Origin of the sequence: Pseudomonas sp. CBS (assembly GCF_024734645.1) — a bacterium.
Classification (GTDB): Bacteria; Pseudomonadota; Gammaproteobacteria; order Pseudomonadales; family Pseudomonadaceae; genus Aquipseudomonas.
In genome coordinates this window covers 6,725,760-6,748,219 of sequence record NZ_CP102929.1, presented here as the reverse complement: position 1 = coordinate 6,748,219, position 22,460 = coordinate 6,725,760, and the positions used below count along the sequence as shown (strand labels likewise).

Here is a 22,460-nt window from a genome sequence, read left to right as displayed (position 1 = left end):
GGACGGCAGGCTCTGCTAGGCCGTAAGCGAACCCAGCAAACCTTGCAAAAAGCGCTCGCCGGCGTCCATCTGACTGATCTCGATAAACTCGTCGGGCTTGTGCGCCTGCTCGATCGAACCCGGCCCGCACACCACCACCGGCACATCCAGGCGCTGCTTGAACAGACCGCCCTCGGTACCGAACGAGACCTTGGAAGTGCCGGTGCCTGGCGCGGCGAATTGCTTGAGAAAACGCACGGCTTCGACGCTGGGGTGGGTGTCGAGACCGGGATACACATTGACGGTTTCGATTTCGATGGCCGCCACGCTGGACAACTTCTGTGCCTCGCGCACGATCACTTCAGCGCGCTCGCGCATCTGCTCCAGGAATGGGTCCAGATCGTCGGCAGGCAGGTTGCGTACTTCAAAATCCAGGGTGCACAGGTTAGGCACGATATTCAGCGCCTTGCCGCCGACGATCTGCCCCACATGCACGGTGCTGTAGGGCACGTCGTAGTCACTGTCCTGTGCGCCGTGGTGTTGCAGTTGCTGCTGGCTATCGCGCAGGGCAGCGATAAAGTCGCACGCCACATGAATCGCATTGACCGAACGTGGCGCCAGGGACGAATGGGCCTCCTGGCCCCGGCAATACGTGCGGTAAGAGCCCTTGCCCTTGTGGCCCAGCACGAACTGCATATTGGTCGGCTCTCCGATCACGCACAGAAACGGCCGCACCGGCGCCAGGTGCAGCACGTCGAGCAAACGTCGCACACCGACGCAACCGATCTCTTCGTCATGGGACAGCGCCAGTTGCAGCGGGCGGTTCAGGCGGTGGTCGGCGGCATCCAGCATCGTGTCGATGGCCAGGGCGATAAAGCCCTTCATGTCGCAACTGCCGCGTCCATAGATACGCCCGTCCTGCACGGTGGCGGCGAAGGCGGGAAAAGTCCAGGCCTGCCCCGCCGCCGGCACCACGTCGGTGTGCCCGGAGAGCAACACCCCTGGCTGCTCCTTGGGCCCGGTGCTGGCGAACAGGTTGGCCTTCTTGCCGCTCTGGTCTTTGACGATCAGCGACTCGATGCCCTTGCTCAGCAGCAGGTCGCGCACATATTCAATCAAGGCCATGTTCGACTCCGACGACACGGTGTCGAAAGCCATCAACTGTTTGAGAATCTCGAGAACCCGGGGTTTCATGAGGCTTGGCTCCGTTGCTCGGCAGGTGGGGCGAACCGGGTGATGGAGAACGGTTCGATCGGGGTACTGGTGCTTCCGGTGCCAAGCAGTTCGGCCATGACATCACCGACGCCCGGGCCGAGCTGGAAGCCGTGGCCGCAAAAACCGAACGCATAAAACAGGCCGTCGACGGTGCCGCTGGCGCCCATCACCGGCAGCGAGTCCGGCAGGTAGCCTTCGATGCCGCTCCACACGCGGATGATATTCAGGTTACCCACGCCCGGCAGCAGGCGGCGCATCTGGCTGACCTGGTTGAGGATGCTGCGCGGTTCCACATAGGCGCGGCGGTTGAGCATGTCGGGCTTGCTGCGGTAACCGCCGCCGATGACGATATTGCCCCGGGGAATCTGGCGGAAGTAGATCACTTCTTCCGGGATCTTGGTGTAGACGCCGATCACCGTCGGCAATGCATAGGGCACCGGCTCGGTCACCGCCATTTGCGGGCCGTGGGTGTCCAGCGGTACCGGTTCGCCAAACTGCGCCGAGAGTTTCTGGCCCCAGGCGCCGGCGGTGATCAACAGTTGCGCGGCGTGGAACTGGCGGCCGTCGGTGGTGGTGATATGAAAGTCGGCGCCGACCTTCTGCACCTCGGCGACTTCAGTGCGTTCTTCAATCTGCGCCCCCAGGCGTCGTGCGGCGCGAGCAAACGCCGGCGCAGCCAGGCGCGGGTTGGCGTGGCCATCGTGAGGCGCATAGGAGCCGCCCTTGACGTCGGGACCGAGGAAGCCGAAACGTCGATGCAGCTCGGCACCGCGATAAATTTTCAGGTCCAGCTGTTCAGCTTCCGGCGCGGCTGCATAAGCTTCCAGCTCGGCGATTTCGTCTTCGCGGTAACACACGCGCATGTGGCCACTGGGAATGAACTCCAGGTCATCATCGATCAGTTCCGGCAGGCGCTTCCACAACGCCCAGGAGCGGTTGGCCAGGGCCAGTTGACCAAGGAAGCGTCCTTGCCGGCGCACGTTGCCGAAGTTGACGCCACTGGCGTACTGGCCGATCTGGTCGCGCTCCAGCAGGATCACCGACAGCCCGCGACGCCGTAGAAAAAACGCGGTCGCCGAGCCCATCACGCCGCCACCGACAATCACTACATCGGCTTTTTGTACACTCATGAAGGCACCTCCTCGGTGATCAGCATCGACAAGGGTTTGACCGGCGCCTGGCCGCGCTGGCGACCCACCTCCTGGACCTGCACGCCGGCAGCGGCGGCGATCACTTCAGCCCCTGCCTGGGAGCAATAACGCCCCTGGCAACGGCCCATGCCCACGCGGCTGAACGCCTTGGCGCGATTGACCTCGCAGGCGCCCTTCTCCTTCACCGTGCGGCGCAACTCGCCGGCGCTGATCATCTCGCAGCGGCACACGATGGCGCTGTCTGGCAAGGCCCCGGCCTGTTCACTGGGCCAAGGAAACGCCTGGGCCAGGCCGAGGCGGAACTGGTCCATCACCGCCAAGGCCTGTTGTTGTTCATCACGCAAGCCGGTGTCCACCGGTTGCTGCAGGTCTTCCAGCAGCGCCAACGCCACCAGGCGCCCGGCGTGTTCGGCGGCATCCGCGCCGCGAATCTTCGAACCGTCACCGGCCGCGTACACGCCCTTCACCGAGGTGCGTCCGGCGTCGTCGGTGGCCAGCCACCATTGGCTGGAGGCCTGATCAAACGCCATGGCGCACCCGGCCAGATCGCCCAATTGCGTCTCGGGGCGCAGGTGATAACCCAGCGCAACGGCATCGGCCTGCACCGTGACCTCCCGCCCACTGCCCGTGGCGAACCGCACGCCCATCACACCCTTGGCGGCGTCGCCCATGACTTGCAGCGGCTTGATCCCCAGGTGCACCGCCACCTTGGCGCGGTACAGTTGCGCCAGCAGCTTGATCCCGGTGAACAGCAGGCCAGGCCGCGCCAATAGTTTGGGCATGGCCTTCAGGCGCAGGCTCAGTGGCGAGGTATCGAGCACGGCCGCCACCTCGGCGCCCGCCTTCACGTACTGGCTGGCAACCAGGTACAGCAACGGCCCGCTGCCCATGAACACCACGCGATGGCCGATGGACACGGCCTGGTTTTTCAAGGCGATCTGCGCCCCGCCCAAGCTATAGGTGCCCGCCAATTGCCAACCCTCGACGGGCATCAAGCGGTCAGTGGCGCCGGTGCACAGGATCAGCGCGTCATACTCCACGGTGGTATGGCGGCCCTGGCTCACGCAGCACAGTTGCCCCGGCGTCAGGTTCCACACCAGGGTGTCGGGGCGGTAATCAATGGCACCGCGCAGGCGATCGAAACTCTGGTGCAGGTCCTGGGCCTTGGCGGCCTCGCTGCCGTACAGGGTGGTGTAGTCGCGGGTGAACCCGTCGGGCTGGCGGCGGTAGATCTGGCCACCGTCACGGCGATTTTCATCAATCAGGATCGGCTTGATACCCGCCGCCAACAGGGTTTCGGCGCAGCGCACCCCGGCAGGTCCGGCGCCCACAATAACTACCCGTGCAGTGGCCATGTCGCCTCCGGTTGTGTGGTAACGATGTCCAGCCCGTCACGAACTTCATTGGAGCAGGCACGCAGGCGTTCACCGCTGCGGGTCCATACCCAGCAGTCCTGGCACGCGCCCATCAGGCAGAAACCGGCGCGGCGCCCGCTGTCGAATTCCGACTGGCGCAACGCATTGCCCTGGGTCAGCAGCGCCACCATCAGGGTGTCGCCCTGCAAGGCCTCGATGGCTGCACCATCCACGGTCAGGCTGACCGTCGGCCGGCCCTGTTCGGCCAACCTCACAAAACGCCCCTTCATGCATAGGCTCCCAAGCTGGTGGTGGTGACGCCCCGCTGGGTATTCAGCAACTGGGCGCTGTCGTGGTGGCAAAGGATTTCACCGCCGTTGTCGAGGGCGCGGCGACTTGGCGCAGTGCGGTTGCACAGGCCGTCGACGCGTACCGGGCAGCGATTGAGGAAGGTGCACAGTTCCGGCACGTTGGCCCGCTCGCCAATCGCTGGCAGCGTTTCGCACGTGGTGCCGCAGGTTTCCAGCCAGCCCTGGCGCAACTCGGGCACCGAGTGAATCAGCAGGTCGGTGTAGGGGTGGAACGGTGGCTCGGCAAACGACTGGCGGTTGCCGGCCTGCACCTTGTGGCCGCTGTACATCACCACAATGTCATCGCACAACGCACGCACGGTGGAGATGTCATGGCTGATAAACAGGTACGACACCCCCAGTTGCTGGCGCAGGTCGCGCAGCAGTTCGAGGATCGCCGCGCCCACCACCGTGTCGAGGGCCGAGGTCACTTCATCACACAGGATCAGGTCGGGCTTGGCCGCCAGCGCACGGGCCAGGTTGACCCGCTGCTTTTGCCCGCCGGACAGCTCGTTGGGACGACGTTCAGCCAAGGTGCGCGGCAGGCGCACCAGGTCCAGCAACTCACCGACGCGCGCCTTCAAGGCAGCGCCCTTGAGGCCGAAATACATCTTCAGCGGGCGGCTGAGGATGGCCGCCACGCTGTGCATCGGGTTGAGCGCGGTGTCGGCGTTCTGGAACACCATCTGGATACGGCGAAACTGCTCCGGGCTACGCTCGGCGAGGCTGCCGCCCAAGGGTTGTCCGTCGAAGGTCAGGCCGCCGAGGGCCGGGGTCAACAGCCCGGCCACCACCCGCGCCAACGTGGACTTCCCGGAGCCCGACTCGCCGATCACGCCGATGGCCTGGCCACGGCGCACCGTGAGATCGATGTCTTCGAGCACCCGAATTGACGGCATGCCGTGCATGTTTTTGTTGCCGTAACCGGCGGTGAGGCCGCTGATGGTCAGCAGTGGCACGTCTTCGGCAATTCCGCTGGGCGGGCGAATGGTGGTGTCTGGCCGCGCAGCAGCCAGCAGGCTGCGGGTGTACTCGTGGGCCGGCGCCTTGAGCAGCGGCGCCGTGGCGCTTTGCTCGAGAATCTGCCCGCCATTGAGCACCACGATCTGGTCGGCCATTTGCGCGACCACCGCCAAGTCATGGGACACGTAAACGGCCGTGGCGCCGCGCTCACGCACCACCCGTTTGAAGGCGCGCAGCACGTCGATCTGGGTGGTCACGTCCAGCGCCGTGGTCGGCTCGTCGAGCACGACCAGCACCGGGTCGCTGATCAGCGCCATCGCCGCCATCACCCGTTGCAGTTGCCCGCCGGAGACCTGGTGCGGGTAGCGCCGGCCAATGCGCTCGGGATTGGGCAAGGCCAGGTCGCGAAACAAGCCGATGGCCTTGGCTTCGAGCTCGACCCGGGTGCCCAGGCCATGAATCAACGCGCCTTCCACCACTTGGTCAATGAGTTTCTTGGCCGGGTTGAAAGCCGCTGCGGCGCTTTGGGCGATATAGGACACGCGATTGCCGCGCAGGCCCTGCAGCTGTTTTTCGCTCAAGGCGAGCATGTCGTGTTCACCGACCTGTACCACCCCGCCGGACAGGCGACAGCCACGCCGTGCATAGCCGAGCAACGCCAGGGCAATGGTGGTCTTGCCCGAGCCGGACTCGCCAATCAGTGCCAGCACTTCACCTTTTTCAAGGGAAAAGCTCACGCCTTTGACGATTTCCACTTCGCCGCGCTCGTCTCCAGCAACGACACGCAGGTCTTCGACGCGAATCAATTGGGTCATTTCAATGGCCTCCCGTGCGTCGACTACGGCGTGATGACAGGTAGTCGATCAGCAGATTCACACCAATGGTCAGTGTGCCAATGGCCAGCGCCGGAATGATGATGGCCAGCGCGCCCTGATTGAGGCCGCCGATGTTTTCGCGCACCAGCGAGCCGAGGTCGGCGTCTGGCGGTTGCACGCCGAGGCCGAGAAAACTCATGCCGCTGAGCAACAGCACGATGTAGCCGAAACGCAGGCCCAGGTCGGTCAATACCGGGTTGAGCATATTCGGCAGGATTTCCATGCACGCCACGTACAACCGGCCTTCGCCGCGAGTGCGCGCAACCTGCACGTACTCCAGGGCCTCGATATTGACCGCCATGCTGCGGGCAACGCGGAACGAGCCCGGGATGTAACTGATTACCGCCGTGCAGATCAGCAGCGTCACTGACGAGCCAAACGCCGAGACCATGATCAGCGCAAGCATTTTGCTTGGGATCGAGATAAAGGCATCCATGATGCGGCTGATGATCTCGTCCAGCCACTTGGGCGAGACCACGGAGAGCAGCGCACACCCGGTGCCAAAGGTGCTGGCCAACAACGCCGCCACCAGCGCCAGCCCGACGGTGAATCGCGCGCCCACCAATACCCGGCTGAGCATGTCGCGCCCCAGGTAGTCGGTGCCGAACGGATGAGTGAGGCTGAAGCCTTCGAAGATGTTATCGGACACCACTTCACCCACCGGGTGTGGCGCCAGCCAGGGGCCGAACAGCGCCACCAGCAACCAGGCGACGCACACTACGGCGCCCACCAGCCCCAGCCAGGACGGGCCGCTGGAAACCTTGGCGAGGGCCAGCGCGGAGGACACAGGCTTGGATTTCGCAATGAGCGGGTTCATTGGTTTCTCAGCCTCGGGTTGGACAGGATTGCGCACAGGTCGGCGATCAGCACCAACCCCAGGTAGGCCGCGCAGAACAACATGGTGCACGCCTGCACCAGCGCCATGTCACGGTTGGTCACGGCATCGACCATCAAGCTGGCAATGCCGGGATAATTGAAGATGGTTTCGACGATCACCACCCCGCCCAACAGGTAGGACAGGCTCAGGGCGATAGCATTGGCAATCGGCCCGATGGCATTGGGCAGGGCATGGCGCAGCACAATGCGAATGGGGCTGACGCCTTTGAGTCGGGCCATTTCCACGTAGGGGCTGTCGAGCTGGTCGATCACGGCGGCGCGGGTCATGCGTGCCATTTGCGCGACGATCACGCAGCACAGCGTCATCACCGGCAAGGCATAGGTACGCATGAATTGCAGCGGTGAGGTGATGTCGCTGGCGTAAGACAGCGCCGACAACCAGCCGAGGTTGACCGCGAAAATCAGCACCGCCAGGGTTGCCACCAGAAATTCCGGCACCGCGACCATCGCCAGGGTAATAAAGCTCAGGCAGCTGTCGATGCGCCCGCCCCGGCCCATCGCCGAGCCAATACCCAGTACCAGTGCCACCGGCACCGAGACCAGCGCCGTGGCGCCCGCCAGCATCAGGGTGTTGGGCACCCGGCCCGCCATCAGTTCACCCACCGGCATGGCGTTGGACACCGACACACCCAGATCGCCGGTGAGCAGGCTCATCAACCAGTGCAGGTAACGCAACACACCGGGCTGGTCCAGCCCCAGCTTCAGGCGCAGTGCCGCCACCTGCTCAGGGGTCGCGAACTGGCCGAGGGATTGCTGCGCCGCGTCCCCCGGCAGCACCGCCGTGATCGCGAACACGACCATGGACACGATCAACAAGGTCACGGCCCCGGCGCCGAAACGCCGGGCGATCAACCACAGTGTATTGCCATTCATCGCACTGCCCTCCTCACGCGTCCAACCACACCTGCTCGGCAAACATGTAGCCCATGAAACCGCCCAGCGGGTTGGTGCCGTAGCCTTTGATGCGCTGGTCGACACCGTCGATGTTGCTGATAAATACCGGTACACCGATACCGCAGTGGTCGTGCACCAGGGTCTGCATGTCGCCATACATTTTGGCGCGCTTGGCGTCATCGGTTTCGCCACGGGCCAGCATCAACAGCTGGTCGAACTGATCGTTCTGCCAGCCGGATTCGTTCCACGGCGCCTTCGACTGGAAGAACTGCGAGAACATCACGTCGGCATTCGGCCGAGGGTTGATGTTGCCGAAGCTCAACGGGTGCTTCATCCAGTGGTTGGACCAGTAGCCGTCGCTCGGCAGGCGGTTCACGTCCAGCTTGAGCCCGGCCTGTTTCGCCGATTGCTGCAACAGCACGGCGATGTCCACCGAACCGGTGGCGGCTGGCGATGCCATGACCGGCATAGTGATGCTTTCCATGCCGGCTTTCTTCAGCAGGAACCTGGCTTTTTCCGGGTCGTAGACCGTCTGCGGCAAGTCGGCGTTGAAGTAACGTGAACCCGGCGCGATCGGGTGGTCGTTGCCCACCACGGCAAACCCACGGAACACCGCAGACTTGACCTGCTCACGGTCGAGCAGCAGCTTCATGGCCTGGGTGAATTCCGGGCTTTTGCCGGGTAACTGGTCCTGGCGAATGATCAAGTCAGTGTAGTTGCCCGACGGCGCATCCACGACCCGGTGCTTGGTACTCGCGGCAATGCGCGTGGTGGAACGCGGGTTGACCTCGTTGATCATGTGCACGTCGCCCGACAGCAACGCGTTGACCCGCGATGGCTCGTCGGCGATGGCAATGAACTCGATCTCGTCGAGGTACGGCAAACCCGGTTTCCAGTAGTTCTTGTTGCGCACGGCAATCGAGCGCACACCCGGCTTGAACTCACCGACAGTGAACGGGCCGGTGCCAATGCCTTTGTTGAAGTCGGTGGTGCCCTCGGGAACGATCAACAAATGCGACACGGCGAGGATCGACGGCAACTCGGCGTTGGGCGCGCTAAGGCGAATTTGCACCTCGTTCGGCCCGCTGGCCTTGATCTCGGCGAACTGCTCCATCAGCGGCATGACTTTGGAGCCGGTCAGCGGGTCTTTGTGGCGGTTCAGGGAGAACACCACGTCGGCGGCCGTCAGGGCCTTGCCATTGTGAAAGGTCACGTCTTTGCGCAGGGTGATGGTCCACACCGTGGCGTCGGTATTGTCGATGCGCTCAGCCAGTTCCAGTTGCGGCACCAGGTGCTTATCGAAACGGGTCAGGCCGTTGTAGAACATGTAGTGGCGTGCATAGTCGGTGGACAGCGCGCCCTTGGCCGGGTCGAGGGTGTCGGCGGTGGAGCTGGACATGCCGGCCACGCGGATCTTGCCGCCCGGCTTGCCTTTGCCCTCGGTGGCCGCTTCATCGGCGAACAATTTGCCGGCGGCGCCGAACAGGCTGCCCGCGCCAGCGGCGGCGACCCCCGCAACGCCTAGCATTTGCAGGGCATTGCGGCGCGACATGCCACGGTTGAGACTTTCGAACACCCGCAGGCTTTCCTGGCCGGAGATGAGCTCGGGTGTGTTTTTGTTGTCAGTCATAGCAAGGCTACCTGTCGATAATCGGAAGAATCGAGTGCTCACGGATGTCCGGAGCGTCCTGGAAACGCAAACGACGGTCACGCAACAACGGCAACTCAGTGCAAATAGTCCTGGAAACGGTAATAGGCGCCCACGAACGGCAGGAACCAGGGTTTGCCGAAATGCCCGGGGATCGCCGGCCATTCCAGTTCACCCCACGGGTTGGCTGCCGTGTTGCCCGCCATGACGTCGGCCATGACCTGGCCCATGTGCACCGACATCTGCACGCCATGGCCGCTGTAGCCCATGGAATGGAACACGCCGCCATGCTGGCCGGCGCGGGGCAGGCGGTCGGACGTCATGTCCACCAGGCCGCCCCAGCAGTAGTCGATCTTCACGTGCGCCAACTGCGGGAACATGTTCAGCATCGCCGCTTGCAGCACCTTGCCGCTCTTGGCGTCGGAGACGCTGTCAGACATGGCAAACCGGGCACGCCCGCCAAACAGCAGGCGGTTGTCCGGGGTCAGGCGAAAATAGTTGCCGATCATGCGGCTGGTCACATAGGCGCGACGCAGCGGCAGCAACTGATCGATCAACGCTTGGGGCAAGACTTCGGTGGCGATGACAAAACTGCCCACCGGCACAATGCGCCGGCGGTACCAGCCGAGGTCGCCATGCTGGCAGGCGCCGGTGGCCAGCAGCACTTGCCCGGCGTGCAGCGAGCCTTTGGCGGTGTTGACCTGATAACCGCCGGCCTGGGCCTTCCAATCCTTGACGGGAGTGTGCTCGTAGATCATCGCGCCACGCCGCGCGGCCGCCTCGGCCAGGCCAATTCCGAAGCGACCGACATGCATCTGCACACCATTGCGCTGCAGCAAGCCGCCGTGGAACTGGGTCGAGTTGACTTCGGCACGGGTCTGTTCGGCGCTGAGCAACGCGACATCGGCATCCACCTCCTGGCGGATCAGCTCACAGGTGCGGGCCAGGCCTTCGTAATGCAGGGGCTTGGCCGCCAGCTTGAGCTTGCCGTTGCGCACCAGGTCGCAGGCAATCCCTTCCTGCTCGACCAACGAAACGACGGTCTGCACCGCGCTTTCATAGGCCTGGTAATAGGCGCGCGCCTTGGCGGCACCGAGGCTGGCGTGCAGCCCGGCATAATCCTGGGCCACGCCGGTGTTGCATTGGCCACCGTTGCGCCCCGAGGCCTCACCGATCACGCGGCCGGCGTCGAGCACCACCACACTCGCCCCTTTGCTCGCCAACGCACGCGCCGCCGCCAGGCCAGTGAAGCCACCACCGACCACCGCCACATCGACCTGCCCGGGCAAGCTGCCCAGTTGGGCACCGGTGAACGCCGGTGCGGTGTCGAGCCAATAGGATTCACTGCCCATGCTTTACCCCTTGGTGTGCTGTTACAGACCGACCAACGCTGGCAGCCCACCGATATCGGTGATCTGCTGGTAACCGTAAAACGCGTTGCCTGGCACTTCGTGGCCACGGGCAACGAACGCCTTGTTTTTGATCTTCATGTCATGGGCCGGCATCAGGTCATAACGGAAGCTGGAAGACACATGCAAGATGTCGTCCGGACCGCAACCCAGGTTATCGAGCATGAATTCGAAGGCGGCCAGGCGCGGCTTGTAGGCCTGGGCCTGTTCGGCAGTGAATACTTTGTGGAACGGCGCGCCGAGCTTGTCGACGTTGGACATGATCTGACTGTCGCTGGCGTTGGAGAAGATCACCAGGGGAATCTTGTCGGCAATCTTCGACAGGCCGGCCGGCACGTCCGCGTGGGGGCCCCAGGTCGGCACAGCGTCGTAATACAGCTGGCCTTCCTCGCGATACTCGATACCCCAGCGCTTGCAGGTACGGGCCAGAGCGGTCTTGAGAATTTCGTCGTAAGGGCGCCAGTCGCCCATGACCTGGTCGAGGCGGTAGGCGGAGAAGTCCTTGACGAATTGGTCCATCTGCTCAGAGGTGATGCGATCGGCGAAGAGCTCGCGGGTCATGGTGCCCATATGAAAGTTGGTCAGCGTACCGTAGCAGTCGAACGTAATGAATTTGGGACGAAGAAAGCTCATGGAGTGCGGTCCTGAAGTTCGTTGAGTGTGACAAGCGTTCACTGCCCTGGCGGCGGCTCCGCCTCGTTGCAGCACAGGTTCATTACACCACTGTGAAATCAGCATATGCCGTCTAAAAAGACCTTCGCTCAATACAAACCACCGTTTTGGTGGCCGGGCTCAGCAGACTTTGCGGTGCGCGCCAGGCTTGGGCAGGGCCTGTGTTTGTGCGCTTTTAGGGGGCTTTTGGGGGCAGAAAGGCTTAAGGACGGGGGTGCAGGCGGCAGAAAGTGTGGCTGGCCGGGATTGCTTGCATGGCCGTGACCGCGCGATGGAGATGTACTCGGAAAACACCCTTGGCATTTGCTGCTGCCCCCCTACCCCAATTAAGTAGTAACTGTGGCCGCGCAACACACAGCCCAAGGAATCTGCCGAATATTCCCGACCCACTTGCCAGCCTCTAAAACAGGTGGGATACAAGCAGCCTCGTGCTGCACAAAACGCTCTATGGAGGCTCGCCATGTCCGCCCTGCCACACCCTGCTTATGTATACCGCCCGATGACCACGGCCGATTTGCCGGCCGCCCATGCCTTGTCGGTGCAACTCAAATGGCCTCACCGCCTGGAAGACTGGGCCATGTTGCAACGTGTCAGCGATGGTTTCGTGGTGATGGATGGCGAGCGTCTGATCGGCAGCGCCTTCACCTGCCCCCAGGGCGACTACGCCACCATCGGCCTGGTGATCGTCAGCAATGACTACCAGGGCCAGGGCATCGGCCGTCGCTTGATGGAAAAAGCCCTCGCCGCGTGCGATGCACGCACGCCGGTCCTCAACGCCACCCTCGCCGGCGCCCCGCTGTATACCAGCCAGGGGTTTGTCGAGTTTGGGCGAGTGCAGCAACATCAGGGCCAGGCGTTGGTGCCCGCCCTGCCGGGACTGGCCGATGGCGAAACCTGCCGCGCCCTGCACGCCGACGACCACACCAGCCTGCTCGCGCTGGCCAAAGCCGCCAGTGGCCTGGACCGCCGCGAAGTACTGCGTGACCTGCAGGTGGAACACGCGGTGGGCATCGAGCGCGATGGCCAGCTACGCGGCTTCGCCCTGCTGCGGCCGTTTGGTCGTGGGCGCTGCATTGGCCCGGTGGTTGCCGAAAACATCGATCAGGCCAAGCACTTGATCGCGGTACTGCTGGCCCAGGTGCCGGATGCCTTTGTCCGCATCGACATTCCCGTCGCCTGCGGCCTCAGCGACTGGCTCGAAAGCGCCGGCCTGAAGAACATCGACACCGTCGCGCAGATGGCACTGGGCACGCCGCCCCGGGCCAGCCACGGCGTACTCCCTTTTGCCCTGATCACCCAGGCGATCGGCTGACTTTCCTCCCGGAGCATTCCCATGTCCTCTCCCCGTATCCTGCTGTTGGCTCGCGCCGACGGCAGCCGAGTTGCCACGTCTTTCAATACCGGCGCCTTGAGCACGCTGGACCCCTTCGGCGACACCCGCCAACTCGCCTGGCTGGGCGACGATGGCGTGTCCGCAGGGCTGGTGACCTTTAGCGGCGAAGCCGTGATCGAAGACTTCCCCCACAGCGAAACACTGGTGGTGCACGCAGGCCATGTGGTGCTCGGCAGTGCAGAACAGACATTGGAACTGGGGATCGGCAGCAGCGCCGTGATCGGTCGTGGTACACGCCTCACGGTGCAGGCGAGCGCAGGCAGCCAATGGGCGTTCTGCGCGGTCGACCAAGCCGATGCTCCGGCGCGCCCGGGCCTGACCTTGCTCGCCCGGCATACCCTGCTCAATCCCTCCGCCGCGCCCGAGCCACAGATCCTGATCGGCCCTACCCCGCAGTGTCGCGCGTGCAACCTGTTCGATGATGAGGTCACTGAGTTGCGCATCGGCATCTGGGACTCGACGCCCTACGCCCGCCACGGCCGCCCGCACAAACTGCATGAATTGATGCACCTGCTCGAAGGCAGCGTCACGCTGCAAGACGACGAGGGGGTTGCGGTGACGGTCAACCGTGGCGACACGGTATTCGTGGCCAAAGGTGCGCCGTGTGCCTGGAACAGCACGGTGTATGTACGCAAGGTCTACGCCGTGAAATAAGGCGCAGATCAGGCTTTCAGCGCCTCTTCCATAAACGCCACCAATGCCTGGACGCGCGGGCTGCGAAGCTTGCGCGACGGCACCAGGAGGATGATCGGCGCACTGTCAAAACTCCAGTCTGCCAACACGCGCACCAGGCTGCCGCTGGCAACGGCGTCGCTGACATCCCACTGCGAACGCAGCACCAACCCCAAGCCTTGCTCGGCCCATCGCCGGGCAACGCTGCCATCGTTGCTCAGCAACGCCGGCTCCACGCGCAGCGTCTTGCGGCCCTGCCCCTTGCGCAGGTGCCACAGCGTGACGTCCTCATCATTTTCACGAATGCAAATGCAGCGATGGGACGCCAGTTCATCCGGTGATGACGGCACACCGTGGGCTTGCAGGTAGGCTGGGCTCGCGCATAACCAGCGCTCGTTGGGCGTGAGCGACCGCGCCGTCCACAGGCTGTCATTGAGATGGCCGATGTGAATCACCGCATCGCTGTCATGACGATCAGGCCAGGGGGTCTCGCGCAAATCCAGGTGCAGGCACAGCTGGGGGTGCATCCTGGCAAAACGCGCCAACAGCGGTGCGATTCGCTGCCGACCATAGCCAAATGGCGCCGCCAACCTCAAGGTGCCCACCAGCGTTTCATCCTTTTGCCTGAACGATTCCGGCAGCGCTTCGAGCTGCTCCAGCAGCAGCGCACTTTCTCGCGAGAACCGCTCGCCATCTGCCGTAAGGCTGAGGCGTCGGGCATCACGATTGGCCAGGGTCAGCCCCAGGAAGGTCTCCAGTTTACGCAGGCGCATGGAGAGCGCCGGCGGGGTGACGTTCAGGGCTCTGGCCGCAGCGCTCAGTGATTCAGAGCGCGCAAGGGTGACGGCCAGCCGCAGGTCTTCGATGGAAATCATTCAATTTTACTTAATGATTGATTAGCCATGATTGAACCACAACTTAAGGAAAGCTGAGTAGAGTTCAGGGTGTACCCAGCCACTTGAGTCCCGCCATGTCCCTGCAGATTGCCTCCCTAGACACGCCTGTCGCACTCATCGACCTTACGCGAATGCAGCACAACATCCAGCGTATGCAACAGCGCATGGGCACCCTTGGCGTACGTTTGCGCCCGCACATCAAAACCAGCAAGTGCTTGCCGGTGATCCAGGCACAAATTGACGCAGGCGCCAGCGGCGTCACGGTTTCCACCCTCAAAGAGGCCGAGCATTGTTTCGCCGCAGGCATCAGCGACGTGTTCTACGCCGTTGCCATCGCACCGGGCAAGCTGCCTCAGGCCCTGGCCCTGCGGCGCAAAGGCTGCAACTTGAGCCTGCTCACCGACAGCGTCTCAGGCGCCCGCGCCATCGTCGCGTTCGCGCAGCAACATGACGAGCGCTTCGACGTCTGGATCGAGATCGATTGCGACGGCCATCGCTCAGGCCTGGCCCCGCAAGACCCTGTGCTGATTGAGGTGGCGCACCTCCTCAACGACGGCGGTATGCGCCTGCGGGGGGTGATGACCCACGCGGGCTCCAGTTACGAGCTGGAAACCCTTGAAGCCCTGCAAGCACTGGCCGAACAGGAACGTGCCCTCTGTGTACGCGCCGCCCACACCCTCCGCGAAACCGGGCTGGCGTGCGCCGAGGTCAGTATCGGCTCAACCCCCACCGCCCTCTCGGCCCTGAACCTGGACGGCGTCACCGAAGTGCGGGCGGGCGTGTATGTGTTCTTTGACCTGGTGATGCGCAACATTGGCGTGTGTCAGGCCGACGAGCTGGCACTCAGCGTACTGACCACGGTGATAGGCCATCAGCCGGACAAAGGCTGGATCATCACCGATGCCGGCTGGATGGCCATGAGCCGTGACCGTGGCACACAGCGCCAGCGCCAGGACTTCGGTTATGGCCAAGTGTGTACCGAAGCCGGCGACTGGATCGACGGTGGGCTGGTCACGGGCGCCAATCAGGAACATGGCATCGTCACCCTGGGCACCGCCGCCAGTGGCGACGTTGTTACACGCTTCCCCATCGGTAGCCGGCTGCGCATTATCCCTAACCATGCCTGCGCCACCGGCGCGCAATTCCCGGACTATCACGCCGTGGACGCCAAAGGCGACGTGCACACCTGGAGCCGCCTCCATGGCTGGTAATCAACCAGGTTCGAAAAGCCAGGTGCTGATTATCGGGGGCGGCATCATGGGCGCCTCGTCGGCGTTTTTCCTGCGCCGGCGCGGCTGCTCGGTCACGCTGCTGGAACGCGACCAGATCGGTCAGTACGCCAGCGGTGTGAACTTCGGCAACGTGCGCCGCCAGGGCCGCTACCTGGGTCAACTGGAGCTGGCCAATCGTTCTTGGGCGCTGTGGAAACGCCTGCCCGAGCTGATCGATGACGACCTGGAGTTCATCCCCAGTGGCCACATGCGCGTGTGCTATCGCGAAGATGAAATCGCTGAACTTGAGGCCTACGCCGCCGCGCCGGAAGCCGCGCAACTGGACTTGAAAATCTATCGCGGCGCCGAGCTGCACCGGCGCTTTGGTTTCCTCGGCCCGGAGGTGAAAGGCGGCTCCTATGCGCCTCACGATGGTCACGCCAACCCGCGCCTCGCCGCGCCGGCGTTTGCCCGTGCAGCCCGGCGTCTCGGGGCACGAATCGAAGAAAAGACCGAAGTCGCCGACGTGGAAAAGGTCAACGGTTTGTTCCAGGTCACCACCACCGATGGGCAGTTGTTCGTCGCCGAGCAGCTGTTGATTACCGCCGGCGCCTGGGCTGCCCGCTTGTCCGAGCGCTTTAGTGAGCCGGTGCCGCTGGAGCCCAACGGCCCGCAGATGTCGGTCACGGAACCGGTGCCCTACGCCTTGCCGACCGTGATCGGTGTGTTCACCAAAATCAAGGAAGAGGTGATCTACTTCCGCCAGATCCCGCGCGGCAACATCATCATCGGCGGCGGCAACCGCTGTACGCCGGACATGATCAACCGACGGGCGTTTTTCAAACCCGAAAGCCTGCTCAACCAGATGCGCCAAATGCGGCGACTGTTACCGGGGGCCGAGAAGCTGAACATCATCCGCGTGTGGAGCGGTATCGAGAGCTACACCCCGGACTCCCTACCGGTGATGGGCCCGAGCGGCAGCGTGGACGGGTTGTTTTATGCCTTCGGTTTCTGTGGCCACGGCTTCCAGCTTGGCCCCGGCGTGGGGGATGTCATGGCCGAGCTGATCAGCACCGGCAGCACCAGCACCTTGATCAGCCCCTTCGATATCCGACGGTTTACCCAACCCTCTGCGGTGCCTGCAAACGCCCCCACTACAGGAAAACTGATATGAGCCACGCCTACGTTTATCGCACAGTCACCGCCGCCGACATGCCCGCCGCCCACGCGCTGTCCGTGCACCTGAAATGGCCTCACCGCGAGGAAGATTGGGCGATGGTGCAACGCACGTCCGAAGGCTTTATCGCTGAACATGACGGCAAATTAGTGGGCGTGGCATTCGCCTGCCATCAGGGGGCTTATTCCTCCATCGGCCTGGTGATTGTGAGCGAGCAACACCAGGGCAAAGGCATCGGGCGCCAGCTGATGAACCTGTGCCTGGACGCTACGGCCCCACGTACGCCGATCCTCAACGCAACCGAGTCAGGGGCGCCGTTGTACACCAGCCTGGGCTTCGTCGACTTTGCGCACATTCAGCAACATCAGGGCGTACCGCAAGCTCCGGCACCCATGCCGTTGACCCGGCATGCCCACTGTCGCGTATTGAGCCTGGCTGATTACCCCACGGTGATCGAACTGGCCAATGCCGGCAGCGGCCTGGACCGCACCGAGGTACTCAACGACCTGCTGCCCACTGCCGAGCATGTGGTTGGCATCGAGGTCGAAGGGCAACTCAACGGTTGCGCCCTGCTCCGCCGATTTGGTCGGGGCCATATCATTGGTCCCGTCGTTGCACACAATCAGGAACAGGCCCGACAGTTGATCACTCACCTGCTGCGGTTGATTCCGGGTCAGTTCGTGCGCTTCGACATTCCCACCGCCTGCGGGTTGGCCGACTGGCTGGAAAGCCTGGGGCTGCCATGCGTCGACAAAGCGCCGCGAATGGTCTTGGGTGTGCCCCCGCAATCAAGCGGCGGCATCAACCAGTTTGCGCTGGTGACGCAAGCAATCGGCTAGGTCGCAACGTCAGCCTGCCAGATTCAGCAGATTATCCCTTGCAACGTTGAATAACGGCATCTTCGGGCTGGGACCTTTTGCTAGCTTAGCGAGACACCGGGCCTTGCTGTTCGCAGCGCCTATTGCCGCTCCAGGGAGCCAGTTGGATGACCATACACGTTTCGAACCAAACGTCTCAGCAGCTTTACATCGACGGCAGCTGGGTTTCCCCGACCATTGCCGCCAGTTTGCCGGTGGTCAACCCGGCCAGTGAGGAGGTGGTTGCACAGGTCGCAAGCGGGTCTGCCGAGGATGTGGATCGTGCCGTTGCGGCAGCACGTGCGGCGTTTGCCGGTTGGTCTGCAACGCCCGCGGCGTCCAGGGCGTTGGTGCTTGGGAAAATCCACGCGCTTATCCTTGAGCGCAAAGAGCAGCTTGCACAGGCGCTCTCCCTGGAAATGGGCGCCGCCATCGGCTTCGCTCGGGCGATGCAAGTGCCGTTGGCGGCCGAACACGTTCGGGTCGCTCGTGACTTGCTGTCCAGCTATTGCTTCCAGACGGTGGAAGGCGGTACCGCCATCCAGCGCGAACCCATAGGCGTCTGCGGTCTTATCACGCCGTGGAACTGGCCGTTGTATCAGATCACCGCCAAAGTCGCCCCGGCCATCGCTGCCGGTTGCACCGTGGTCTTGAAACCCAGCGAACTGTCGCCGCTGAGCGCCCTGCTGTTTGCACAACTGGTGCATGACGCAGGCCTGCCGCCTGGGGTGTTCAACCTGGTCAATGGAAGCGGTGCCCAGGTTGGCGCAGCCATGGCGGCACATCCGGATATCGACATGATCTCGATCACCGGCTCCAACCGCGCAGGCGCGCTGGTTGCCCAAGCGGCAGCCCCGACGGTGAAACGTGTCACCCAGGAACTGGGGGGCAAGTCGCCGAATGTGCTGCTGCCCGATGCCGACTTCGCCAAGGCCGTCCCGCTGGGGGTGATGTCCGCGTTTCGCAACGTCGGGCAATCGTGCAGCGCGCCGACCCGCATGATCGTGCCAATAAACCGCTTGGCCGAGGTCGAAGCCCTGGCGGCGGCGACCGCAAATGCACTCATCGTTGGCGACCCGCAATCGGAAGACACGCAGTTGGGGCCCATCGCCAACGAAGCCCAGTTCAACCGCGTCCAGGCGATGATCCAGGCAGGCCTCGACGAGGGTGCGAAACTGGTGTGCGGTGGGCCTGGGCGTGTGCTGGGTTTTGACAAGGGGTTCTATACCCGCCCCACGGTTTTCTCCGAAGTGAACAGCGCCATGCGCATTGCCCAGGAAGAAATCTTCGGCCCGGTGCTGTGCATCATTGCGTATGAGACGGTGGATGAAGCCGTCGCCATCGCCAACGACACGGTATACGGCCTGGGCGCCCACGTTCAGGGCCACGACTTGACGCAGGCACGTGCCGTGGCGTCGCGTATTCGTGCAGGGCAAGTGCACCTGAACTACCCGGCGTGGAATCCGATGGCGCCGTTTGGTGGCTACAAGCGCTCAGGGAATGGTCGGGAGTATGGCGTGCAGGGGTTTGAGGAGTATCTGGAAACCAAGGCTATTATTGGATTTGGTGAGTGAGGCATGGGCCTGTGGCAAGGGCTTAATTTTGCAGGCATGAAAAAGCCCAAGCGTTACCGCTTGGGCTAAGTCATTGAATTATATGGTCGGGACGGAGTGATTCGAACACTCGACCCCTAGCACCCCATGCTAGTGCGCTACCGGACTGCGCTACGCCCCGACTAGGCGTGTTACTGGGTTCGCTTCGCAACGAAGCGATCAGGAATATACCGCAAGCTTTTGAAATGTGGAAGTATTTTAAAAGCCGGAATTATTTCTTCAAAACCACCAGCACATCTTCCAGTTCGGAGATCATCTGGCGGATCATTTGCTTGTATTGGGTGGTGTCGTCTTTGGCTTCATCACCGGACATACGCTGGCGCGCGCCGCTGATGGTGAACCCCTGGTCGTACAGCAACGCGCGGATCTGTCGGATCATCAGCACATCCTGGCGCTGATAATACCGACGGTTCCCGGTGCGTTTGACGGGGTTGAGTTGAGGAAACTCCTGCTCCCAATAGCGCAGCACGTGCGGTTTTACCGCACAGAGCTCGCTGACTTCACCGATGGTGAAGTAGCGTTTGCCTGGGATGACGGGCAGTTCGTCGTTATGACTTGGTTCCAGCATAAGCCTCAACTCGGGCCTTCAACTTCTGCCCTGGACGAAAGGTGACCACACGGCGAGCCGTGATCGGGATTTCTTCTCCCGTTTTTGGATTGCGGCCAGGCCGCTGGCGTTTGTCCCGCAGGTCAAAATTGCCAAAACCGGACAATTTGACCTGTTCGTTGTCTTCAAGAGCGTGCCTGATTTCTTCAAAGAACAGCTCGACCAATTCCTTGGCCTCGCGCTTGTTCAGGCCCAGCTCTTCATACAGACGTTCCGCCATCTCAGCTTTCGTCAAAGCCCCCATACGTCACTTCCTTAACGTGGCGTTTAACCTTTGTTCGAGCGAGGTGAGGATATTTTGTGTCGTCGTATTCACCTCATCGTCATTAAGAGTGCGCGATGGATGCTGCCAGGTCAAGCCAACTGCAAGGCTTTTTCTATGCGGATCAATGCCTTTACCCTGATAGACGTCAAATAGCCTGAGGTCTGTCAGCCATTCCCCTGCATTTTCACGGATTACGTCCAGAACAGCACTGGCCGCAACACCTTGATCGGCAATCAGCGCCAGATCACGTCGTACTTCAGGGAAACGCGACAACTCGCTGAATTCAGGCATTTTGCCCGAGGCCACTTCAGCCAAGACTAGCTCAAAAACGAAGACTGGACGGTCCAGCCCCAAGGTTTTCGACAGTTCGGGGTGAATCGCGCCAACGAAGCCCACCAGGCGACCTTCACGTTCGATACGCGCGGTCTGGCCCGGGTGCAACGCCGGGTGTTTGCCAGGGGTGAAAGTGAAGGCATCCAGCGCACCGGCAAAGCCCAGCACCGCTTCCACATCCGCCTTGACGTCGAAGAAGTCGACGGTCTCGCGACCTTGTGCCCAGCCTTCCGGCAGGCGGCTGCCGCAGACGACGCCAGCCAGCATCGGCTCTTGCTTCAGACCGTCCAACTGACCGACAAAACGCAGGCCGCTTTCGAACAGGCGCACACGGTCTTGTTGACGGTTCAGGTTGTGGGAAAGCGCTTTCACCAAGCCAGGCCACAGCGACGAGCGCATGGCAGCCATGTCGTTGGAGATCGGGTTAGCCAGCAACAGCGGCTCGACACCCGGGTTGAACAGTTCGAATTGCTTCGGATCGATGAAGCTGTAGGTCACCGCTTCCTGATAACCACGGGCAACCAGCAGGCGACGCAGTTCCGGCAGGTGTGCTCGGGCTTCAGCTTTCGGCTGCGGCGCCAGGCGCGCTTGCGGGTAACGAACCGGCAGGCGGTTGTAGCCGTACAGGCGGGCCAGCTCTTCGATCAGGTCGACTTCCAGGCTGATATCGAAGCGATGGCTTGGCACTTCTACGTGCCACTGCCCTGCTTCACCTGCAGAGATGCCGAGGCCGAGTGCCGACAGCAGGCGCTCGATTTCAACCGGGTCGATCACCAGGCCGAGCATTTGCTCAACGGCCTTGGCACGCAGGACGATCGGTGCAACCGACGGCAGGTGCTGCTCGCTGACGGTTTCGATGATCGGGCCCGCTTCGCCACCAGTGATTTCCAGCAGCAGGCCAGTGGCGCGCTCCATGGCTTCACGGGCCAGTTGCCAGTCCACGCCACGCTCGTAGCGGTGCGAGGCGTCGGTGTGCAGGCCGTAGGAACGGGCCTTGCCAGCGATGGCGATCTGATCAAAGAAGGCGCTTTCGAGAAAGATGTCGCGAGTGGTTGCGGACACACCGCTGTGCTCGCCACCCATCACGCCGGCAATCGCCAGAGCGCGGGAATGGTCAGCAATCACCAGGGTGTCGGCACGCAGGCTGACTTCCTGGCCGTCGAGCAGTACCAGCTTCTCGCCTTCCTCGGCCATGCGCACGCGGATGCCGCCATTGATTTCAGCGAGATCGAAAGCGTGCAGCGGTTGCCCCAGTTCCAGCATCACGTAGTTGGTGATGTCGACGGCAGCATCGATGCTGCGTACTTCGGAACGACGCAGGCGCTCAACCATCCACAGCGGGGTTGGCTTGGACAGGTCGACGTTACGGATCACACGACCCAGGTAACGCGGGCACGCGTTGGGAGCCAGCACTTCGACCGAACGCACTTCGTCGTGCACTGCAGGTACCGCTGCAACCACAGGACGGGTCACGGTCGCGGCGTACAGCGCACCGACTTCACGCGCCAGGCCCGCCAGGGACAGGCAGTCGCCGCGGTTCGGGGTCAGGTCGACCTCGATGCTGGCGTCTTCCAGTTCCAGGTAAACACGGATGTCCTGACCCACTGGCGCATCGGCCGGCAGCTCCATCAGGCCATCATTGCCTTCACCGACCTGCAGCTCCGCCTGGGAGCACAGCATGCCGTTGGACTCAACGCCACGCAGCTTGGCCTTCTTGATCTTGAAGTCGCCTGGCAGTTCGGCCCCGATCATGGCGAACGGGATTTTCAGGCCCGGACGCACGTTTGGCGCTCCGCACACGACCTGGAAGGTTTCCGCGCCGTTGCTGACCTGGCACACACGCAATTTGTCAGCGTCCGGGTGTTGCTCGGTGCTCAGCACCTCGCCCACTACCACGCCACTGAAAACACCGGCAGCCGGCGTCACACTATCGACCTCAAGGCCGGCCATCGACAGACGAGCAACCAGCTCGTCGCGACTTACCTGCGGGCTTACCCAGCCACGCAGCCATTGTTCACTGAATTTCAT

20 protein-coding genes and 1 tRNA gene are annotated in these 22,460 nt (G+C 62.8%); 6 read left to right on the top strand and 15 right to left on the bottom strand.

Annotated elements, in window-relative coordinates; all coding sequences use genetic code 11:
* Positions 1 to 15 precede the first annotated feature (15 nt).
* The 10 genes from argE to NVB75_RS30875 all read right to left on the bottom strand — a co-directional run bounded on the left by argE (position 16) and on the right by NVB75_RS30875 (position 11,369).
* Complete coding sequence (gene argE, locus NVB75_RS30920; protein WP_258344745.1) at positions 16 to 1,173, bottom strand: acetylornithine deacetylase; 1,158 nt, start codon at positions 1,171 to 1,173, stop codon at positions 16 to 18.
* Complete coding sequence (locus NVB75_RS30915) at positions 1,170 to 2,324, bottom strand: FAD-binding oxidoreductase (protein WP_258344744.1); 1,155 nt, start codon at positions 2,322 to 2,324, stop codon at positions 1,170 to 1,172. The genes argE and NVB75_RS30915 overlap by 4 nt, the downstream gene beginning before the upstream one ends.
* On the bottom strand, positions 2,321 to 3,700 hold the full coding sequence (locus tag NVB75_RS30910; protein WP_258344743.1) for an NAD(P)/FAD-dependent oxidoreductase: 1,380 nt from the start codon (positions 3,698 to 3,700) through the stop codon (positions 2,321 to 2,323). Before NVB75_RS30910 ends, NVB75_RS30915 begins: the two co-directional genes overlap by 4 nt.
* A complete protein-coding gene (locus NVB75_RS30905; protein ID WP_076014590.1) occupies positions 3,682 to 3,990 on the bottom strand; it encodes a (2Fe-2S)-binding protein in 309 nt (102 codons plus the stop codon). The genes NVB75_RS30910 and NVB75_RS30905 overlap by 19 nt, the downstream gene beginning before the upstream one ends.
* Positions 3,987 to 5,828 (bottom strand): ABC transporter ATP-binding protein, encoded by a 1,842-nt coding sequence (locus tag NVB75_RS30900; protein ID WP_258344741.1) that lies wholly within the window; start codon positions 5,826 to 5,828, stop codon positions 3,987 to 3,989. Before NVB75_RS30900 ends, NVB75_RS30905 begins: the two co-directional genes overlap by 4 nt.
* A 1-nt stretch (position 5,829) precedes the next feature.
* Positions 5,830 to 6,705, bottom strand: a complete 876-nt coding sequence (locus NVB75_RS30895) for an ABC transporter permease (RefSeq protein ID WP_258344740.1) — start codon at positions 6,703 to 6,705, stop codon at positions 5,830 to 5,832.
* Positions 6,702 to 7,658 (bottom strand): ABC transporter permease, encoded by a 957-nt coding sequence (locus NVB75_RS30890; RefSeq protein WP_017478859.1) that lies wholly within the window; start codon positions 7,656 to 7,658, stop codon positions 6,702 to 6,704. The genes NVB75_RS30895 and NVB75_RS30890 overlap by 4 nt, the downstream gene beginning before the upstream one ends.
* Before the next feature lie 13 nt (positions 7,659 to 7,671).
* Complete coding sequence (locus NVB75_RS30885; RefSeq protein WP_258344738.1) at positions 7,672 to 9,309, bottom strand: ABC transporter substrate-binding protein; 1,638 nt, start codon at positions 9,307 to 9,309, stop codon at positions 7,672 to 7,674.
* Positions 9,310 to 9,404: 95 nt separating this feature from the next.
* Positions 9,405 to 10,679, bottom strand: a complete 1,275-nt coding sequence (locus NVB75_RS30880; RefSeq protein ID WP_258344736.1) for an FAD-binding oxidoreductase — start codon at positions 10,677 to 10,679, stop codon at positions 9,405 to 9,407.
* Between the two features lie 21 nt (positions 10,680 to 10,700).
* The gene (locus tag NVB75_RS30875) at positions 10,701 to 11,369 is read right to left on the bottom strand and encodes a haloacid dehalogenase type II (protein ID WP_258344735.1); all 669 of its coding nucleotides are present in this window, start codon (positions 11,367 to 11,369) and stop codon (positions 10,701 to 10,703) included.
* Positions 11,370 to 11,868: 499 nt separating this feature from the next.
* Between NVB75_RS30875 and NVB75_RS30870 the strand changes: the two genes are divergently transcribed.
* Together NVB75_RS30870 and NVB75_RS30865 are read left to right on the top strand one after the other, a co-directional pair.
* Positions 11,869 to 12,720, top strand: coding sequence for a GNAT family N-acetyltransferase (locus NVB75_RS30870; RefSeq protein WP_258344733.1), 852 nt, complete (start codon positions 11,869 to 11,871; stop codon positions 12,718 to 12,720).
* Between the two features lie 21 nt (positions 12,721 to 12,741).
* Positions 12,742 to 13,455 (top strand): cupin domain-containing protein, encoded by a 714-nt coding sequence (locus NVB75_RS30865; protein WP_258344731.1) that lies wholly within the window; start codon positions 12,742 to 12,744, stop codon positions 13,453 to 13,455.
* Positions 13,456 to 13,463: 8 nt separating this feature from the next.
* Here the strand turns inward: NVB75_RS30865 and NVB75_RS30860 are convergent, their stop codons facing one another.
* Positions 13,464 to 14,348, bottom strand: a complete 885-nt coding sequence (locus tag NVB75_RS30860; RefSeq protein WP_017478853.1) for a LysR family transcriptional regulator — start codon at positions 14,346 to 14,348, stop codon at positions 13,464 to 13,466.
* 95 nt (positions 14,349 to 14,443) lie between these two features.
* Here NVB75_RS30860 and NVB75_RS30855 point away from each other — a divergent pair, with 95 nt between their 5' ends.
* From NVB75_RS30855 to NVB75_RS30840, 4 genes are all read left to right on the top strand, one after another.
* The gene (locus NVB75_RS30855; protein ID WP_258344729.1) at positions 14,444 to 15,580 is read left to right on the top strand and encodes a DSD1 family PLP-dependent enzyme; all 1,137 of its coding nucleotides are present in this window, start codon (positions 14,444 to 14,446) and stop codon (positions 15,578 to 15,580) included.
* The gene (locus NVB75_RS30850; protein WP_258344727.1) at positions 15,570 to 16,754 is read left to right on the top strand and encodes an FAD-binding oxidoreductase; all 1,185 of its coding nucleotides are present in this window, start codon (positions 15,570 to 15,572) and stop codon (positions 16,752 to 16,754) included. The genes NVB75_RS30855 and NVB75_RS30850 overlap by 11 nt, the downstream gene beginning before the upstream one ends.
* Positions 16,751 to 17,596: a GNAT family N-acetyltransferase gene (locus tag NVB75_RS30845; protein WP_258344725.1), complete on the top strand. Its 846-nt coding sequence runs from the start codon at positions 16,751 to 16,753 to the stop codon at positions 17,594 to 17,596. Before NVB75_RS30850 ends, NVB75_RS30845 begins: the two co-directional genes overlap by 4 nt.
* 146 nt (positions 17,597 to 17,742) lie before the next feature.
* Positions 17,743 to 19,188 carry an aldehyde dehydrogenase family protein gene (locus tag NVB75_RS30840; protein ID WP_258344724.1) on the top strand — a complete coding sequence of 482 codons (1,446 nt, stop codon included), beginning with the start codon at positions 17,743 to 17,745 and terminating at the stop codon, positions 19,186 to 19,188.
* Between the two features lie 83 nt (positions 19,189 to 19,271).
* Here the strand turns inward: NVB75_RS30840 and NVB75_RS30835 are convergent.
* From NVB75_RS30835 to pheT, 4 genes are all read right to left on the bottom strand, one after another.
* A tRNA-Pro gene (locus NVB75_RS30835) sits at positions 19,272 to 19,348 on the bottom strand.
* 90 nt (positions 19,349 to 19,438) lie between these two features.
* Complete coding sequence (locus tag NVB75_RS30830) at positions 19,439 to 19,795, bottom strand: MerR family transcriptional regulator (RefSeq protein WP_003219935.1); 357 nt, start codon at positions 19,793 to 19,795, stop codon at positions 19,439 to 19,441.
* Positions 19,776 to 20,078 carry an integration host factor subunit alpha gene (gene ihfA, locus NVB75_RS30825; protein ID WP_002553164.1) on the bottom strand — a complete coding sequence of 101 codons (303 nt, stop codon included), beginning with the start codon at positions 20,076 to 20,078 and terminating at the stop codon, positions 19,776 to 19,778. Before ihfA ends, NVB75_RS30830 begins: the two co-directional genes overlap by 20 nt.
* A gap of 3 nt (positions 20,079 to 20,081) precedes the next feature.
* Positions 20,082 to 22,460, bottom strand: coding sequence for a phenylalanine--tRNA ligase subunit beta (gene pheT, locus NVB75_RS30820; RefSeq protein ID WP_258344723.1), 2,379 nt, complete (start codon positions 22,458 to 22,460; stop codon positions 20,082 to 20,084).

What these genes read in the sequence shown, in the direction of transcription:
- argE (WP_258344745.1), bottom strand. Translation starts at nt 1,173, where the DNA reads ATGAAACCCCGGGTTCTCGAGATTCTCAAACAGTTGATGGCTTTCGAC.
- NVB75_RS30915 (WP_258344744.1), bottom strand. Translation starts at nt 2,324, where the DNA reads ATGAGTGTACAAAAAGCCGATGTAGTGATTGTCGGTGGCGGCGTGATG.
- NVB75_RS30910 (WP_258344743.1), bottom strand. Translation starts at nt 3,700, where the DNA reads ATGGCCACTGCACGGGTAGTTATTGTGGGCGCCGGACCTGCCGGGGTG.
- NVB75_RS30905 (WP_076014590.1), bottom strand. Translation starts at nt 3,990, where the DNA reads ATGAAGGGGCGTTTTGTGAGGTTGGCCGAACAGGGCCGGCCGACGGTC.
- NVB75_RS30900 (WP_258344741.1), bottom strand. Translation starts at nt 5,828, where the DNA reads ATGACCCAATTGATTCGCGTCGAAGACCTGCGTGTCGTTGCTGGAGAC.
- NVB75_RS30895 (WP_258344740.1), bottom strand. Translation starts at nt 6,705, where the DNA reads ATGAACCCGCTCATTGCGAAATCCAAGCCTGTGTCCTCCGCGCTGGCC.
- NVB75_RS30890 (WP_017478859.1), bottom strand. Translation starts at nt 7,658, where the DNA reads ATGAATGGCAATACACTGTGGTTGATCGCCCGGCGTTTCGGCGCCGGG.
- NVB75_RS30885 (WP_258344738.1), bottom strand. Translation starts at nt 9,309, where the DNA reads ATGACTGACAACAAAAACACACCCGAGCTCATCTCCGGCCAGGAAAGC.
- NVB75_RS30880 (WP_258344736.1), bottom strand. Translation starts at nt 10,679, where the DNA reads ATGGGCAGTGAATCCTATTGGCTCGACACCGCACCGGCGTTCACCGGT.
- NVB75_RS30875 (WP_258344735.1), bottom strand. Translation starts at nt 11,369, where the DNA reads ATGAGCTTTCTTCGTCCCAAATTCATTACGTTCGACTGCTACGGTACG.
- NVB75_RS30870 (WP_258344733.1), top strand. Translation starts at nt 11,869, where the DNA reads ATGTCCGCCCTGCCACACCCTGCTTATGTATACCGCCCGATGACCACG.
- NVB75_RS30865 (WP_258344731.1), top strand. Translation starts at nt 12,742, where the DNA reads ATGTCCTCTCCCCGTATCCTGCTGTTGGCTCGCGCCGACGGCAGCCGA.
- NVB75_RS30860 (WP_017478853.1), bottom strand. Translation starts at nt 14,348, where the DNA reads ATGATTTCCATCGAAGACCTGCGGCTGGCCGTCACCCTTGCGCGCTCT.
- NVB75_RS30855 (WP_258344729.1), top strand. Translation starts at nt 14,444, where the DNA reads ATGTCCCTGCAGATTGCCTCCCTAGACACGCCTGTCGCACTCATCGAC.
- NVB75_RS30850 (WP_258344727.1), top strand. Translation starts at nt 15,570, where the DNA reads ATGGCTGGTAATCAACCAGGTTCGAAAAGCCAGGTGCTGATTATCGGG.
- NVB75_RS30845 (WP_258344725.1), top strand. Translation starts at nt 16,751, where the DNA reads ATGAGCCACGCCTACGTTTATCGCACAGTCACCGCCGCCGACATGCCC.
- NVB75_RS30840 (WP_258344724.1), top strand. Translation starts at nt 17,743, where the DNA reads ATGACCATACACGTTTCGAACCAAACGTCTCAGCAGCTTTACATCGAC.
- NVB75_RS30830 (WP_003219935.1), bottom strand. Translation starts at nt 19,795, where the DNA reads ATGCTGGAACCAAGTCATAACGACGAACTGCCCGTCATCCCAGGCAAA.
- ihfA (WP_002553164.1), bottom strand. Translation starts at nt 20,078, where the DNA reads ATGGGGGCTTTGACGAAAGCTGAGATGGCGGAACGTCTGTATGAAGAG.
- pheT (WP_258344723.1), bottom strand. Translation starts at nt 22,460, where the DNA reads ATGAAATTCAGTGAACAATGGCTGCGTGGCTGGGTAAGCCCGCAGGTA.